19 protein-coding genes are annotated in these 15,518 nt (G+C 63.0%); 10 read left to right on the forward strand and 9 right to left on the reverse strand.

Features of this window, described 5'->3' with window-relative positions; genetic code table 11:
* The first annotated feature begins 128 nt into the window (after positions 1-128).
* From GXH28_RS16945 to GXH28_RS04160, 5 genes are all read left to right on the forward strand, one after another.
* Positions 129-476: a uracil-DNA glycosylase family protein gene (locus tag GXH28_RS16945; protein WP_445082641.1), complete on the forward strand. Its 348-nt coding sequence runs from the start codon at positions 129-131 to the stop codon at positions 474-476.
* Positions 398-1,948 carry a leucyl aminopeptidase gene (locus tag GXH28_RS04145; protein WP_169237747.1) on the forward strand — a complete coding sequence of 517 codons (1,551 nt, stop codon included), beginning with the start codon at positions 398-400 and terminating at the stop codon, positions 1,946-1,948. Before GXH28_RS16945 ends, GXH28_RS04145 begins: the two co-directional genes overlap by 79 nt.
* Before the next feature lie 93 nt (positions 1,949-2,041).
* A complete protein-coding gene (locus GXH28_RS04150; RefSeq protein ID WP_169237748.1) occupies positions 2,042-2,839 on the forward strand; it encodes a lipoate--protein ligase family protein in 798 nt (265 codons plus the stop codon).
* 37 nt (positions 2,840-2,876) lie between these two features.
* Positions 2,877-3,029: a hypothetical protein gene (locus GXH28_RS04155; protein ID WP_169237749.1), complete on the forward strand. Its 153-nt coding sequence runs from the start codon at positions 2,877-2,879 to the stop codon at positions 3,027-3,029.
* Entirely contained in the window at positions 3,030-3,470 is a 441-nt protein-coding gene (locus GXH28_RS04160; RefSeq protein WP_320447912.1) for a peroxiredoxin-like family protein, read from the forward strand.
* A 218-nt stretch (positions 3,471-3,688) separates the two neighbouring features.
* Here the strand turns inward: GXH28_RS04160 and GXH28_RS04165 are convergent, their stop codons facing one another.
* From GXH28_RS04165 to GXH28_RS04175, 3 genes are all read right to left on the reverse strand, one after another.
* Positions 3,689-5,194 (reverse strand): extracellular solute-binding protein, encoded by a 1,506-nt coding sequence (locus GXH28_RS04165; RefSeq protein ID WP_169237751.1) that lies wholly within the window; start codon positions 5,192-5,194, stop codon positions 3,689-3,691.
* A gap of 185 nt (positions 5,195-5,379) precedes the next feature.
* Entirely contained in the window at positions 5,380-6,306 is a 927-nt protein-coding gene (locus GXH28_RS04170; protein ID WP_169237752.1) for a carbohydrate ABC transporter permease, read from the reverse strand.
* Positions 6,307-6,309: 3 nt separating this feature from the next.
* On the reverse strand, positions 6,310-7,230 hold the full coding sequence (locus GXH28_RS04175; RefSeq protein ID WP_240550182.1) for a carbohydrate ABC transporter permease: 921 nt from the start codon (positions 7,228-7,230) through the stop codon (positions 6,310-6,312).
* 145 nt (positions 7,231-7,375) lie between these two features.
* Here GXH28_RS04175 and GXH28_RS04180 point away from each other — a divergent pair, with 145 nt between their 5' ends.
* Both GXH28_RS04180 and GXH28_RS04185 read left to right on the forward strand, forming a co-directional pair.
* A complete protein-coding gene (locus GXH28_RS04180; RefSeq protein ID WP_169237754.1) occupies positions 7,376-7,843 on the forward strand; it encodes a MaoC family dehydratase in 468 nt (155 codons plus the stop codon).
* Between the two features lie 33 nt (positions 7,844-7,876).
* A complete protein-coding gene (locus GXH28_RS04185; protein WP_169237755.1) occupies positions 7,877-8,752 on the forward strand; it encodes an HpcH/HpaI aldolase/citrate lyase family protein in 876 nt (291 codons plus the stop codon).
* A 9-nt stretch (positions 8,753-8,761) separates the two neighbouring features.
* Here the strand turns inward: GXH28_RS04185 and GXH28_RS04190 are convergent, their stop codons facing one another.
* A complete protein-coding gene (locus GXH28_RS04190) occupies positions 8,762-9,055 on the reverse strand; it encodes a cytochrome C oxidase subunit IV family protein (RefSeq protein WP_169237756.1) in 294 nt (97 codons plus the stop codon).
* Positions 9,056-9,064: 9 nt separating this feature from the next.
* The gene (locus GXH28_RS04195) at positions 9,065-9,673 is read right to left on the reverse strand and encodes a cytochrome c oxidase subunit 3 (RefSeq protein WP_169237757.1); all 609 of its coding nucleotides are present in this window, start codon (positions 9,671-9,673) and stop codon (positions 9,065-9,067) included.
* A 106-nt stretch (positions 9,674-9,779) separates the two neighbouring features.
* On the opposite strand from GXH28_RS04195, the gene GXH28_RS04200 reads away from it, so the two are divergent.
* Complete coding sequence (locus GXH28_RS04200) at positions 9,780-10,592, forward strand: carbon-nitrogen hydrolase family protein (protein ID WP_169237758.1); 813 nt, start codon at positions 9,780-9,782, stop codon at positions 10,590-10,592.
* 69 nt (positions 10,593-10,661) lie between these two features.
* Here the strand turns inward: GXH28_RS04200 and GXH28_RS04205 are convergent, their stop codons facing one another.
* On the reverse strand, positions 10,662-11,660 hold the full coding sequence (locus tag GXH28_RS04205; protein WP_169237759.1) for a Gfo/Idh/MocA family protein: 999 nt from the start codon (positions 11,658-11,660) through the stop codon (positions 10,662-10,664).
* A gap of 81 nt (positions 11,661-11,741) precedes the next feature.
* A complete protein-coding gene (gene dtd / locus GXH28_RS04210; RefSeq protein WP_169237760.1) occupies positions 11,742-12,203 on the reverse strand; it encodes a D-aminoacyl-tRNA deacylase in 462 nt (153 codons plus the stop codon).
* A gap of 50 nt (positions 12,204-12,253) precedes the next feature.
* Between dtd and GXH28_RS04215 the strand changes: the two genes are divergently transcribed.
* Positions 12,254-13,183, forward strand: a complete 930-nt coding sequence (locus tag GXH28_RS04215; protein ID WP_240550172.1) for an inositol monophosphatase family protein — start codon at positions 12,254-12,256, stop codon at positions 13,181-13,183.
* 59 nt (positions 13,184-13,242) lie between these two features.
* Positions 13,243-13,800, forward strand: a complete 558-nt coding sequence (locus GXH28_RS04220) for a hypothetical protein (protein WP_169237761.1) — start codon at positions 13,243-13,245, stop codon at positions 13,798-13,800.
* 16 nt (positions 13,801-13,816) lie between these two features.
* On the opposite strand, the gene acpS is transcribed toward GXH28_RS04220, so the two are convergent.
* Positions 13,817-14,191 carry a holo-ACP synthase gene (gene acpS / locus GXH28_RS04225; RefSeq protein ID WP_169237762.1) on the reverse strand — a complete coding sequence of 125 codons (375 nt, stop codon included), beginning with the start codon at positions 14,189-14,191 and terminating at the stop codon, positions 13,817-13,819.
* Positions 14,172-15,467 (reverse strand): insulinase family protein, encoded by a 1,296-nt coding sequence (locus GXH28_RS04230; protein WP_169237763.1) that lies wholly within the window; start codon positions 15,465-15,467, stop codon positions 14,172-14,174. Before GXH28_RS04230 ends, acpS begins: the two co-directional genes overlap by 20 nt.
* Between the last annotated feature and the right edge of the window lie 51 nt (positions 15,468-15,518).

Genomic DNA, 15,518 nt, shown 5'->3' on the forward strand with positions numbered 1-15,518 from the left:
GATGTTGCGCGCACTGGCCCTGCTGCATGCCGAGACCGCTTCGTGCCGCGCCTGCGCCGAGGCCGGGCTTTTTCGTCACGCCGTCGCCCATCGTCGTCAACCGGCCGACTACGCGCCCCAGGATGATGATGTTGGTGGGCCAGGCGCTGGCGGCGGCATCGCGCTCGCACGGCAACCCCTTCAGCGGCCAGGCCGGGCGTGTGCTGTTTCGTTGGCTTGCGCAAGCCGGCTTTAGCGAAGAGGCGTTCCGCTGCCCCACCCCAGCGGCGTCAGCCGTTGGACGAACGACCCGCGCAACCGCGAACGATTGGCTCAGGCGCTCTCGCTATTGCAGCAATACCGCGAACTGTGCGCCCTGGCATGAATCGTCGCGCGCGGCAGCGCTACAATCCCCATCATGCAAGTCGCCGTCGTCAACAAGCAGATTCAGACAATCAACGCCGATGCCGTCATCGTCAACCTGTTCGAGGGCGTGACCGCGCCGGGCGGCGCAACCGGCGCGGTGGATGCAGCGCTCGGCTCATCCGATGGCGTGTCGGGCAATGGCGCAATCAGCAAACTCATTCAGTTGGGCGACTTCACCGGCAAGTTGAACGAAGTCGCCGTCGTGTACACCGCCGGCCTGATCCCCGCCCCGCGCGTCATCGTCGCCGGACTGGGTACGCGCGAGCAATTCACCCTCGATCGCGCTCGACAGGCCAGCGGCTCGGCGGTGCGCAAGGCGCGCGACCTGGGCTGCCGGCGCGTCGCGACCATTGTGCACGGCAGCGGCATCGGCGGGCTACAGCCGCGCGAGGCCGCACAGGCCACGGTAGAGGGCGCGTTGATGGGCGCGTATCAGTTCCGCGAACACAAATCGAAGAACGATGACCGGGTGATCGAGGAACTGATCATCGTCGAATACGATGCCGCCAAGCTGGCCGAGATCGAAGCCGGTGTGCGCGCTGGTCAGATCGTCGCCGAGGCCGTCAACGCAGCGCGCACGCTGGTCAATCGCGCGCCGAACGCGCTATATCCCGAAACCTTCGCTCAGGCCGCGCAAGCGATGGCCGCGCGCGTCGGCCTGACATGCAGCGTGCTCAGCGAAGCCGATATTGCTCAGGAACGCATGGGCGGCGTGCTGGCCGTGGCGCAGGGCAGCGCGCATCCGCCGCGCTTCGTGGTTTTAGAGCACCAACCGCGCACCGGCAACGCTAATCTGCCCACTGCCGACTCGCGTCCCCTCGTCTTTATCGGCAAAGGGGTCACCTTCGACACCGGCGGCATCTCCATCAAGCCGAGCGAGAACATGCAGAGCATGAAGGCCGACATGAGCGGCGCTGCGGCTGTGTTTGGCGCGATGCAAGCCATCGCCGGCCTCAATCTTCCCCAACGCATCATCGGCGTGATGCCACTGGTGGAGAACATGCCCAGCGATCGGGCCTATCGCCCCGGCGACGTGATCACGATGATGAACGGGCTGACGGTGGAGATCATCAGCACCGACGCAGAAGGGCGCTTGATCCTGGCCGACGCGCTGCACTACGTCAAGCGCTTCAAGCCGCGCGGGGTGGTGGACCTGGCCACGCTGACCGGCGCATGCGTTGTCGCGCTAGGCGAAGGCGTCGCAGCCGGCCTGTTCAGCAACGACGATGCCTGGGCCAATGCCGTGCTGTGCGCCGCCGAGGCCGCAGGCGAGAAAATGTGGCGCCTGCCGCTCTATCCCGAATACGGCGACAAGATCAAGAGCGACGATGCCGATATCAAAAACAGCGGCGGGCGCGTCGGTGGGGTAGGCACGTCGGCCTACTTCCTGTATCGCTTTGTTGAGGGCCCGGACGAGTATCCCTGGGCGCACGTGGACATGGCCGGCATGATGTTCAGCAGCGAGAACAAAGGCTATCTGGTCAAAGGCGCGATGGGCTACGGCGTGCGCACGCTGGTCAGGCTGGCGCAGGCAGGGACTTGAATCATGTCGTGAGCATCAATAGACCCGTGCCCCTCCCAAGGCCAGAGACACTTCCGACCCCTTTTCGATGCCCACGACGCCACACCCCTTGCTATGCCTTTCGAATTTCGATTGATCTACGACGGCGCGCATGACGGCGCGACGAACATGGCCCGCGACGAGGCTATCTCGCGGGCGGTGAGCGCCAGGCGACAACCGCCCACGCTCCGGCTCTACGGCTGGGAGCCGCCGGCTATCAGCCTGGGCCAATCACAACGCATTGACTCCGTTGATGAGGCACGTTGTCGGGCCGACGGCATTGACATCGTGCGCCGGCCCACCGGAGGGCTGGCGATCTTGCACGCCGACGAGCTCACCTACAGCATATCGCTGCCCATCACTCACCCAATCGCCGAAGGCGACCTCATGACTTCGTATCGGCGCATCGCAGAAGCGATTATGGGCGCATTGCGTCTGCTGGGCGTGCCAGACGTCGGCGCCAACCGCGTGGCCAAAGAGGACAAAGCCAAAGGGCCGGTGTGCTTCGAAGCGCCCAGCGACTATGAAGTCGTCGGCGCCGGCCGGAAGCTGGTGGGCAGCGCGCAGTGGCGACGCGTGGACGGCGTGCTCCAACACGGCAGCTTGCCGCTGCGCGGCGACATCGCGCGCATCTGCGCTTATCTGCGCGACGCCCCTTCGCCGGCGCAGGTGCGCGCCCATGCGGCGACGTTACAGGACGCGCTGGGGCGGCTTGTGTCGTGGGACGCAGTTGCCGAGGCATATCGGCGCGCCTTCGCCGAGGCGCTGGACATCCGATTCATCGTCGGCGTGTTGACGGCGGAGGAATTGTGCTGCGCAGAAGAGCTGCGCGCCACGAAGTATGCGCACAGTGAATGGACGCGCCGGCGCTGAGCCAGGCGCCGAACCGGTTTAAGATTACGACCTGCCGATGAGTGAACGACCCGCGATCAGCCCACGGTTGCAGGTGGGCGCTGTCGCCCCGAACATCACGTTAACCAAAACCACCGGCGAGCGCGTCACGCTGGCGGAGTTGCTGCGACAAGGGCGCGTCTTGCTGGTCTTCCTGCGCCATTTTGGCTGAGTGTTCTGCCGGTCGGAATTGGCCAGGTTGGCCAAGCTCAACTCGCGCATCGAAGCGGCCGGCGCGCAGGTCGTCGTCGTGACGATGGGCCGGCCCGAGGAGACCGAGCGATTCTGCGGTGAACGCGCCCCCGGCCTGCGCTGCTTCTGCGATCCGGAGGCGACTTCGTACCGCGCTTACGGCCTGGCGCGCGGCAACACCGACCAGTTGTTCGGGCCGGCGGTTTGGCTGAAAGGCGCACAGGCGGCGCTGGGGGGCAAGTTCGATGGGCTGCCCATCGGCAGACCGGTGGGCGACCCCTTCCAGATGCCGGGCACGTTCGTGATCGGCGAAGATGGGCGCGTGAGCTTCGCCTATTACAGCAAGCATGCCGGCGACTATCCCGACGATGCCGAGCTGCTGCGGGCCGTTGGAGCCATCAGCGGCAGCCAGACCACCTGAAGCGATCTGGCCTGTAACGGCGATCATGCGGGCAATCGCGGCCAGCCTCTGATTCGGTGCACGCGTTCAAACGTTCGGCGACTGCGCTCGCGCCGGACTCGCGCATGAGGCGACAACGCATGGGGCGCGAGCCATGGGCGAGGCGCCGGAAAGAGCACAGGGAGGCCGAGAACGGCCTCCCTATCACATCACAGAGCAGGCATCCCAAGTTCGACTAACTAGTAGCCGCTGGGGGCGTTCTCCTTCAGCACCGCGTTGGCTTCGGCGACGGCCTTGTCCAGGGCCTCCTTCACGTCACCTTCGCCCTTGATGGCCACAGCCGTCACCACCTCGCTCATCAGCTTGCGCACCGGATCATAGCCGGCGACAGGTGCTTCGACCGCGCCATAGGCGACCATGTCGTACAAGCGCGCGTAGGCTTCGGCAGCCTCAGGGAAGTCCTTGAAGCGCTCATCAGCCTTCACCGCTTCGATCGCCTTGGGCGCAGCGCTCTTGCGCACCGCCATATAGCTTGAAGCATTGGCCCAGCCGGCGATATTGTCAGGCTCGGTGAACGCCTTGAGGAACAGCCACGAGGCCAGCTCCTTTTCCGGCGTGCTCTTGAACACCGACCACGAGGCGCCGTAGATATCCACGACCGGTTTGGCCGGATCCTTCTGCGGGAACATGACGTAGGTAAAGCGGAAGGGCTTGTCGGATTTGGCCACGGCATCGGCGTAGAAGCGCAGGCCGGTGCTGCTGGACATGGTGAACAAGACCTTCTGGGCGGCAAAGCGCGTCTGCTCGCCGTTGCGCTCGGCGCTGGGAATTTCAACCGCGCACTTGTTCTCAAACAAGCGCTTGAGCAACGACAACGCCTCGACGCCGGCTTCGCTATTGAATACGTAGCTCTTGGCATCTTCGCTCAACACACGCCCGCCGTTGGCGAACACCAAGGCCGCAAAGTTGCTGATGTCGTTCTGCCAGGCCAGGCCATAGCGCTCATTGGCTGGATCGGATGCCTTGCAGGCCAGCTCCTCGAGCTCGGCCAGAGTCTTCGGCGGCGCTTCGGCACCCAGTTCCTTCAACCAGTCTAGGTTGACGTAGAGCACGGCGGCGGAGCGGCTGGTCGGCCAGCCCAGCACCTCGCCGGGGAACTGCGGATTCTTGTCGCTCTCCAGGAAGAAGGCGAAGTAGTCGTCAATCTCCGCCTGGGTCAGGCCATACTTCTTGCTGGTGATGAACGGCGCGAGGTCAATCACGTTGCCGTCCAGGCGATAGAACGAGGCCTGGTTTTGATAAGCCTGAGCGATGTTCGGCGGTGTGCCGCCCTCAATCGCAGCATTGATCTTGCTGTACAGATCGGCGTAGCTGCCGTCAATCTTCTCGACGGTCACTTTGATGCCGAACGCGTTCTCGGCGTTGAACTTCTCGACGAACTGCTCGACGAACTGCTGCGCACTGCCGGAGTAGCGATGCCAGAACAGGATCTCCGTGGGGTTATCTTTGCTCAGGGTGATCGCATCTACGCCGGTGGACGGCTCAGCCGTCGGTGCGGGCGCTTGCGTTGGTGCCGGGGCCTCAGTGGGCGCGGGCGCTTGCGTCGGCGCTGGGGCCTCAGTGGGCGCGGGCGCTTTCGTCGGCGCCGGGGCCTCGGTAGGCGCGGGCGCTTGTGCGGCCGGCGCGGCGCAGGCCGCCATCAGCACGGCCACCGCAGCTACAAACGGAATAAGTTTACGTATCACGGGTTTTCCTCCTTAAGTGAGTCTATGATTGAGTTGTCTGTTGTCGGCGAATAGGTATCGGTCATCGTCAATGACCGGCTGGAACCCTGCCAGTCATCCATACGTTGATCGTCAGTCATCGGTTGCGAATTACGACGTCCACCATACGTGATAAGCCTATAATCATCACCTCCCCTGACTGCGAGTTAGCCCTTCAGGCCGGTCGTTGTGATGCCCTCGGTGAAGTAGCGCTGCGTGAAGAAATACAGCACGACCACGGGTAGCACGACCATGACTGCTACCGCCATGGCCAGTTGCGTCTGTGCGCCGCCTTCGGTGTGTAAGAATCCCACCAGCCCAACCGACACCGTGCGCATATTCGAGCTGGAGGTGACGAGCTGGATCCAACGGAACTCGTTCCACGTCCAGATGAACTCGAGCAGCGCCAGCGTGAGGATGGCGGGGCGGGCAAGCGGGATCATGATAGTGGTGAGGTAGCGCATGTGGCCGGCGCCGTCTATGCGCGCGGCGTCGTACAAATCACGGGGAATTTGCAGAAAGAATTGCCGGATCAAGAAGATGCCGAAGGCGTTCACCAAAAAGGGCGCCACCATCGCCGGCATGGTGTTGTACCAGTTCAGGTAGTTCTTGTTCATCATCACCGCGCGCGGCACCAGAATCAGCTCCTCCGGGATCATGAAGGTGGCCAGCACCAGGATGAAAAGGACGTTCTTGGCCGGAAAGTCCAACTGGGCAAAAGCGTAGGCTGCCAATACGGATGTGGTGACTGAGGAAGCGATGACGATGGCCGTCACCAGCGCTGTGTTCAGCACGTGGCGGAAGAACATCGGCAGGCCGGTGTCTCGATCCACGCCGATCAAGCGGATGGCCTCCGCAAAGTTGTCGAAGCGCGGCGCGGAATTGCCGAGCGGCGGCCACGGCCAGAACTTGAGGGAGACGACGTCGCCATAGTCTTTCACGCTCGTCAGCACCATCCACAGGAACGGGATCAGCGAGGCGACGCCGACGATGATCAGCACGAGATAGATCAGCGGATTCACCCGTTTCAGCGATCGGCCGGGCGCGTGGCGCGTTTTGACTTGCGCAAGTGGGGCAGCCGTTGCGGTAGCCATGGCTTAATAGTTCACTCGCTCAGCAGCAGCGCGGTTTTGCAGGATGGTGACCAGCAAAATCACCGCGGACAGTAGGAAGGCGAGCGCACTGGCATAGCCGGCGCGCTGGAACTCGTAGAACTGGCGATAGATCAGGATACTGGCCGTCTGCGTGCCGTTGTCGCCTTGGGTCATCACCCAGATGTGGTTGAACGCCTTGAGCGTGCCGATCACCGTGATGAGCACGACGAAGAACGTGGTCGGCGAGAGCAACGGCCAGGTGATATGGCGGAAGAGTTGCCAGCCGTTGGCGCCATCAATCTTGGCCGCCTCATACATCTCGCCGGGGATGTTACCCAGGCCGGCCAGGAACAACGTCATGTTATAGCCGACGAACACCCATGTGGTGTAAATCACCACCGCGACCATGGCCAGACTTGGCCCGCGCAGCCAGTCCGGCAGCGTGACGCCCAGCCCATTGGCAATCAAAGTGAATACGCCCTTGTCCTCCAGCAGCCAACGCAACGGCCGCAGCTCCAACCCACGAAGGACGCTGTTGATCAGACCGATATCCGGGCTATACAGCCGCGCCCACACCGCCGCCGTCGCCACGGTCGAGGTCACCCAAGGCAAGAACATCACCACCCGGAAGAGTGATTTGCCGCGAATCTTCTGGAAGAGCAAATACGCCAGCGTCAGCGCGATGCTGATCTGAAAGGGCACGGCGAGCAACGAGTAGGTCAACGTCGCGCCGAGTGAAGGCCAGAACTCCGAACCGGGGGTCAACGCGCGCAGATAGTTGCCCAGGCCCAGGAACTCGCGCGGCCCCAATCGCCAGTTGTGCAGGCTGATGTAAAACCCAAAGCCTATCGGGAAGACGGTGAATGCGAGAAAGAGCAGCAGCGCCGGCGCAAGTAGTGCGTATGCGAAGGCGTGCTCGCGCATCGTCACAGAGCGCTGCTTAGGCTTAGGTGGCTTACGGCCGATGGCTACCATACACCTTTTTCAGGTTAGCACGGCTCGGTTAAGATGAAGTTAAGGTGGATTAAAGCCTTCGTTGAGCTGCCGGCATTATAAAATCCCGACGCAGATGGCCGGCAAATACTACGAAGAACTCGAGGTCGGGATGCGCATCGAGCATCCGCTCGGCCGGACGGTTACTGAAGCGGACAACGTGTTGTTCTGCGCGCTCACCATGAACACGCAGCCGCTGCACTTGGACGAGCATTTCGCCGCCCAGACGCAGTTCGGCGCGCGCATCGTCAACGGCCTGCTCACGCTCGGCCTAGCGGTGGGGTTAACGGTGGCCGACCTGACCGCCGGCACGATCATCGCCAACCTGGGTTACGACAACGTCCAGCACCCGAGGCCGATGTTCCACGGCGACACGCTCTACGTGACGAGCGAGGTGCTCAGCAAGCGCGACTCCCGGTCGAACCTCGGCGCCGGCGTCGTGCGCCTGCGCCACATCGGCCGCAACCAGCGCGGCGAAATCGTGATCGAGTTCGAGCGCACCGCGCTGTTCCGCAAACGGAAGCCGATAGATCCGACCGCCTGAGTTATTGGGTCATCCGGTCGCCAGTCACCATCCATGTTCCCCCTACGACGTTCGCTCCTGTTCATGCCCGGCGATAGCTCGCGCAAGATCGAGAAAGCTCAGCAGCTCGATGCCGACAGCATCGTGATGGACCTGGAAGATGCCGTCGCGCCAGCCAACAAAGCGATGGCGCGCCGCACGACGCGCGAGGCGCTCCAGACGATGAACTTCGGCTGCCGCGAACGGCTGGTGCGCACCAACGCCTGGCAGACGCCATTCTTCGCCGACGATGTGGCCGAGACCATCCTGGGCCGGCCGGATGGCTACGTCATTCCGAAGGTGAACAGCGCCGAAGACCTAGCCGCCGCGCGGGACTTGATCGCAGCGCAAGCGCGCCGACATGGGATCGAGGCCGGCGCCATCGCGCTCCTGGCCATCATCGAAACGGCCCAGGGCGTGTTGAACCTGCACGAGATCGCCCGGCTCGGCCCGCCGCTGCAAGCGTTGATCTTCGGCGCCGATGACCTGGCGGCCGATGTCGGCGCCGTGCGCACGCCGTCAAGCATCGAGGTGCTCTACGCGCGGAGCGCAGTGGTCATCGCTGCCGCCGCCTATAAGCTGCAGGCGATTGACATCGTGTTCTTCGACCTGAACGACTTGTCCGGCTTGGAGGAAGAGTGCCGCTTTGGACGGCAACTGGGCTACACCGGCAAGATGGTCATCCACCCCCGGCAGTTGAGCATAGTCAACCGCGCCTTCGCACCGTCGCCGGAGGAGATCGCCCGCGCGCAGCGCATCGTGCAAGCCGCCCACGAGCAGGCCAACGCCGGCGTGGGCGCGTTCGCCCTGGAAGGGCGCATGGTGGACGGGCCAATCATCAAGCAAGCCGAGAACGTACTGGCCCGCGCGCGAGCTGCGGGGTTACTCTAACCCCTCACCTCATCCGACCGCGAGCGTAAAGATGAGGAAGACGGCGAACAGCGCCGGCGTGATGAAGATGGCCGTGTAAATCCACTTCTCGTAACGCAGGTGCATGTAATACGCTGCGACCAGGCCGGCCTTCACAAACGCAATCGCCAGCAAGATCGGCACGATCACATTTTGCGGCAAGTGAAACAGCGTGACGACGACTTCCAAGATGGTGGCGATCGTCAAGATGCCGAAGACCAGGACAGGGTTCGTGTGCCTGCGATGCGCGCCGGCGTGGTCGTGTGGAGCAGGAGCATTCGCCATAGGGCCCCCTCAGTTGGTCAGATAGACCACAGTGAAAATAATGACCCAGATCAGGTCCACAAAGTGCCAATACAAGCCGAAGATCTCGACGGTGGTGTAGTTGTAGGATGAGAACGTGCCGCGCCGGGCGACGAGCAAAGTCATCAGGCACCAAAGCACGCCGACGAACACGTGCAACCCGTGAATGCCGGTGAGGGTGAAGAAGGCCGTTCCGAACGGATCGGCGAACGAGTGACCTTCCTCGAAGATCAGCAGTGAGTACTCGATGGCCTGGCCGCCCAAGAACATTGCGCCCAAGATCGCCGTCAGGATGAGGTAACGCTGCAGCTTGCGCAGGTGATCAACGCGAATCGCTTCGATGCCGAGGACCACCATCAAGCTGCTGGCCAGCAAAATAAAGGTATTGATGCTGACGAGCGCCAAGCTAAACGCATTCGGCTCCCACCACTCCAGACCATTCTGGAAGGCGTTCCGGCGGGTGAGGACAAATGCGCCGATCAAGCCCGCGAAGATCAGCAACTCAGAGCTCAGGAAGAGCCACATGCCGAACTTGCGGTTCTCGTTGGCATGCGCGGCTTCTGCGCTAATCGGCCGCGGCGCGAAGGTTGTTTGACTCATAGCTCGAGATTTTATCAACGCTATCGGCGGAGGTAGGTTACAATCCATTCAGAACAGAAGTTCGACCCACCATCACCCTGCACCTTGCTTTTCAATCGGAGTTGTCATGCGAGAGATCACCGTCGCCGTCGTCCAAATGGATACCAAGCTGGGCGAACCCGAAGCGAACTTGGCCAAGATGTCCGACTTCGTGCGCAAAATCAGCAGCGCACAGAAGGTGGATGTGATCGTCTTCCCCGAGCTGGCCACGACCGGCTATGAGTGCGGCGTCAAGTTCACGCAGCTCGCCCAGCGCGTGCCCGGCCCTTCCACCAACGTCATGGCCCAGCGCGCAAACGAACAGGGCGTGCACATCGCCTTCGGGATGGCCAGCAAAGAGCGCGTCGAGAGCATCCTGTTCAACTCCGCTGTGCTCATCGGGCCGGAAGGGGACGTGGTGACGCAGTATCGCAAGATCCACCTCAAAGGCGAAGAGCAGATGCTGTTCCGCCCCGGCTTTCGCCTGGAGGTCGCCGAGATCGCCGCAGGCGCCGTCGGTCTACAAGTCGGATGGGACGTATTCTTCCCGGAAGGGACGCGCGCGCTGTGCTTGGACGGCGCCGAAGTGATCCTGGTGAGCGCCGCCTGGGACAATGCGCGGGCCGAGGAATGGCGCACGTTCATATCGGCCCGCGCCGCCGAGAACGCATGCTTCGTGTGCGCGGCCAATCGCGTCGGCGAGGAACCGGCCACCACTTTTGCGGGCGAAAGCATGATCGTCGGCCCGCGCGGTCAGGTGATCGTAGACCTGGACGAGACGACGGAAGGCTACATTGTCGCCAAGCTCAACCTGGACGAATCGCGCCGCATCCGCGAAGAGACGCAGATCTTCCAGACGCGTCAGCCGCTCAGCTATCGCGCCGTGGTGCGCAAATACTAGCGCGCCGCGCAGAGACACCAGGCAACCTCTCTGCGGACGTCGCCGTGTGCCCCCCACAGCTTTCGCAGGTCAAACCTCTACAACCGCCCCACCCTGCCGGGCGCTCTTCTTGATGGCGTCCCAGAGCTGGATCATGCGCAAGCCGTTCTCTGCCGGGCTAGGGTTTTCGATCTCACCGTTGCGCACCTTGATGAAGGTCTCCCAGACACCCAGACTCGGCGGCAACTCGACCGGCTTAAGCTCCGGCTCGCCTTTCATCTGCAAGTTAAAGTAATCGCCCCACACGCCCACTTGTATCAGGCCGTTCTCACAGAACAGCTTGACGTCGGAGTTGGTGACTGGCGATGCGCCACAACCATTGATCGTCACAAGCGTGCCGGAGCGGGTGCGGGCAATTGCGACGGTCAGAATGTCCACTTGGGTGTTGCGCTTGTCAATGAACGCCGCTACTTGGCTGAACGGCTCGCCCAGCAGGTCGGCCACGGTGTTGAGCAGATGCGCGCCGGTATCGAACATGAAGCCGCCGCCGGAGATCTTCGGATCCTGCCGCCACAGGCCCCGCGTGCCCTGCTCCCAGCTCTGCCAGACGTTCGCGCTAACGGTCAACACCGCACCCATCTGGCCGGAGCGCAACATCGCGGCCGCCTTGCGAATGGAAGGCGACATGCTGCCGTTGAACGCGACAGCCAGCAGTCGCTTAGTCTTGTCGCGCACTCGGATCAGCCGCTTGGCTTCTGAGGTGTTCATCACCATCGGCTTTTCCACCAACACATCTTTGCCGGCCTCCAGCAGTGCTTTGGCTTGCGGGAAGTGTTGGTTGTGGGGAGTGACGATGAACGCTGCATCAATGCGCTTGCCGTGCTTCTGCAAAAACTTTTCAAAGTCAGGCTCGCAAGGGGGCACGGGCTGGCCGGCTTGCTCGAACAATTCTGCCGCTTTTGCATAGTTGTCTTTATGCGGCTCACACAGCGCCGTGATCTGGGTCGTATCGGTCTGCTTGAGGATTTGTCGAATGTGGTAACGGGCCATGCTGCCCACGCCAATGATGCCAAGTCGAACGATAGTCATAGATTGTCGTTGTCCTTTGATCGCGACGAGAAGATGAGGATATCAATCAGAGTGTAGCAAAAGGCAACCCTTGTGCAACGCTTATGCGCTGCGGGGCGCGGGCGTGTCCAGGATGAGCGTGACCGGCCCGTCGTTCGCCAACTCGACCAGCATATCGGCGCCGAATACGCCTTGTTCAACCGGCACACCGTGCGCGCGCAGGGCATCGCACAAATAGGCGACAAGCGGCGCAGCGACCTCAGGCCGCGCCGCCCGCGTGAAATCCGGGCGACGTCCTTTGCGCGCATCGCCGAAGAGCGTGAACTGGCTGACAACCAGCGCAGCCCCGCCGACATCCAACAGCGAGCGATCGAAGTGCGACGCGGCATCGAGCGCCGGGAAGACGCGCAAGCCGGCGATCTTCTTCGCCATCCATTCCGCCGATTCGCGCGTATCGTCATGCGCAACGCCCACCAGCAACACCACGCCGCGCCCAATGGCACCAACGACTTGCCCCCCTACCGTGACCGAGGCATGTTTGACGCGCTGCAGGACAACACGCATGAGCGCAAAGGATACACCGTGCGCCGGCGAGTAGAATCGCGCCGTCACACATGATGAACCCGTCACCGCTTCGCCACACCCCTTCACCCGAGATCGCTGCGCGCGACCTCGCGCTCATCCTCCACCAGGCGACCACCATCGCGCGCGGCGCCGGCGCCATCTTGCGCGAGGGCCTGCGGCAAATCGAAGCGCAGCGCGAAGGCATTGCCGTGCGCTACAAATCGCGCGACACCGATCCGGTCACCGAATTCGATCACCGCAGCGAAGCCTTCATCGTCGAGGCGCTGCAGAGCGCCTTTCCCGATCATCGCATCGTCGGCGAGGAAGGCGGCGCGTATGAGATGCCCATCGAGCACGCAGCACGCAGCAATCCCGACGGCGCACCGCCTGCGCGACCTTCGACTGCTCATAGCCAACTTGAGTGGCAGGTGGATCCGCTGGATGGGACGGTGAACTTTGCCCATCGCTTCCCCGTGTTCGCAGTATCGCTCGGGCTGTTGGTGAACGGCGTGCCCGCGCTCGGCGTGGTCTACGCGCCAATGAGCGATGAGTTGTACGCGGCAGCGCATGGATTAGGCGCGACGCTGAACGGCCAGCCGATCCGCGTCTCGGACACTCGCCCCCTCGCCCACGCGCTGCTCAACACCGGCTTCCCCTACGACCGCCGCGAGAGCGAGGAGAACAACTTCGACTATTTTCTGGCCTTCCAACGCGCTTCCCAGGAGGTGCGGCGCGTCGGCTCCGCTGCGCTCGACCTGTGCTGGGTCGCCTGCGGACGCATGGATGGCTACTGGGAGCTGAAGATTCAGCCGCACGACATCGCGGCAGGCATCGTCATCGTGCGCGAAGCCGGCGGCGTGGCGACCGACTTCGACGGCGGCCAGGAGATGTTCGCGCGCCGACAAGTGGTCGCCAGCAACGGCCTAATCCACGCCGCGATGCTGGACGTCATCCGCGAGACACGACAAGCTCGGGCGTAAGGGCAGCGCATGGGCGCGTTCATGCGCTGCTTATCTTTATCGCTTAGGATTGGTCTGCAATGACCTACGCGACTACCGCGCCGACGGCCGAAGCGCCGGCTGCGTTCGACTGCCCCGGCAACTACCAGGCCACAGCGCCATCCACGCTGCGCTGCGCCAAGTGCAACCGGCCGCTGGCCGTCAAGGATGCGCAGCGCACGCCAACCGGCTATGTATGTCCCTACTACGTCAAGGCGCGCATCGCGACGTTCTACACCGCTGGGCCGAAGCAATACATCCTCGCCGCGCTGATCGCGTTCGTCCTGGGCGTCGGCGTCGGTTTGGTGCTGCAATTCGTCGGGCGCATCGGCTTCTTCGCGCTCATCCTCACGATTTTCGTGGGGCCGGCCGCCGGCAGCCTGGTCGCCGAGGCCATTCGGCGCGTCAACGGCAAGGACCGCGGCCAACACATCTGGCTGGTCGCGGCCATTGCGATGGTGATCGGCGCGGCGTACTTTGCGGTGTTGCCGGCGCTGTTCGCTTTGCTGGCCGGGTCACCCGGCTTCCTCTTCGCCCTGATCCCGATCGTCGGGTTAGCCATTGCCGTCACGACCCTGGTTGCGCGCTTGAGGTTCTAGACACACCGAATGTCGCTCACATCGCCACGACGAACGCAATAGCATATTCTCGCTCGTGCGAGAGCGATAACGCCCATTGCGTTAGGTGAAGCTCAGCGGCAAGGTGCGCCGCGCGGCCATGCAGGTGCACCCCCGGCTTGCCGCTGTGCCCGTTGATCACCTCTGCGTCATGCCAACCGATGCCGTGCCGCGACAGCGTGCGCATGCCGACCCCCAGCGTTTTCGACACGGCTTCCTTCGCCGCGAACCGTGCGGCCAACTCGGGGATGCGTCCCCGACAATACGCCAACTCGTGAGGCGTGAATACGCGTCGCAAGAAGCGATCGCCATAGCGCGCCACCGCTTCTTCGACGCGCGGGATGTGAATGATGTCAACGCCGGTCGTCAACATGCACGCTGAATCCCTCTGCGCTCGACGCTCCGTTTTCAACTTCAGGTCCGGCCGTCGCCAGGACGTAGTGATCCGGATCGAGCCAGCGCTGCGCCGCCGCCTGGACATCCGCAGCAGTAATCGCGTACACGCGATCCGGATACTCCAGGAGCCAGTCCAACCCGCGACGGAAACGCACCATGTTGAGAATCTGGCTGGCGATGCCCTCGTTGGTCTCCATCCGTAGCGGCAGCGCTCTCACAAAGTAAGCTTTGTTGTCGTCCAGCTCGGCCGGCTTCACCTTGTGTTCGCGTATGCGGCGCATCTCGGCGCGCACGATCTCGACCACACGATCCACCGTGCCCGGATGCACCTCGGCATAGACGTTCCAGGCCCCCGGCCCCAGCCCGCCCTCGAATCGGCTGCCGATGTGGTAGACCAGCCCTTCTTCCTTGCGTATGCGCTCACCCAGCCGGCCATACAGGCCGAACTGGCCGAAGACGCTGTTCATCAGGGTGCAGGCCAGCCACTGGGGATCGAGCTGGGACGGTCCGGGGCGGCCGAGGAGCATGGCGGTTTGGCTCTTGCCGGGGATGTGTACATGCTTGCGGCGTCGCTCGGCGATTGGCGGCACCTCCAGATTCACGCTGCGCGCCGGCCGCGCCGCCGACCAGTCGGCAAAGTGAGCCGTGACCAGGTCGTGCGCTTGCTCAGCCTTTACCGCGCCGACGATCACGATCGCCATACCAGCCGGCGCGTAGAAGGTCGCATGAAACTGGCGTACGTCGTCCAGCGTAATCGCTTGCGCCGTCTCCGGGTAGCCGTCTGTGGCATAGTGAAAGGGATGGTCCTCCGGATAGCACAGCGCGTTGAACACCAGGCCGCACATGGCGCTGGTGCTCGTCGCGCGCTCGTGCAAGTCGGTGAGCCATTCGGCGCGCTCCTTAGCCACCTCGGATTCGGGGAAGGTGGGGCAACGAATGACATCGCTTAACAAATCGAGCATCAGGGGCAAATCCTCGGCCAGGCTCTTGGCGAAGAAGCTGGTCGTGAACATGCCGCTACAAAAGCTGAGGCTGGCACTCACGGCCTCGATCTGCTCGTAGATTTGCGCGTAAGTGCGACGCTGCGTGCCGCGCATCAGGCAATCGGCCACAAAGCCGGCCAAGCCCGCCTTTGTCGCGCTCGGCTCGTCGAGCGCACCGACCTCCAGATAGCCGTTGACTACGACAGACGGGCTGGAGGGATTCGCGTAGACGTAGAGGTTGACCCCATTGGCCAGCGAAAAGCAGGTCACATTCCCGCTGTGAGGTAGCGCGGGCAGGCGCGCGCGAGACCGAGCCCGCTG

The organism is Candidatus Roseilinea sp. NK_OTU-006 (assembly GCF_012931985.1).
Taxonomy (GTDB): domain Bacteria; phylum Chloroflexota; class Anaerolineae; order J036; family Brachytrichaceae; genus JAAFGM01.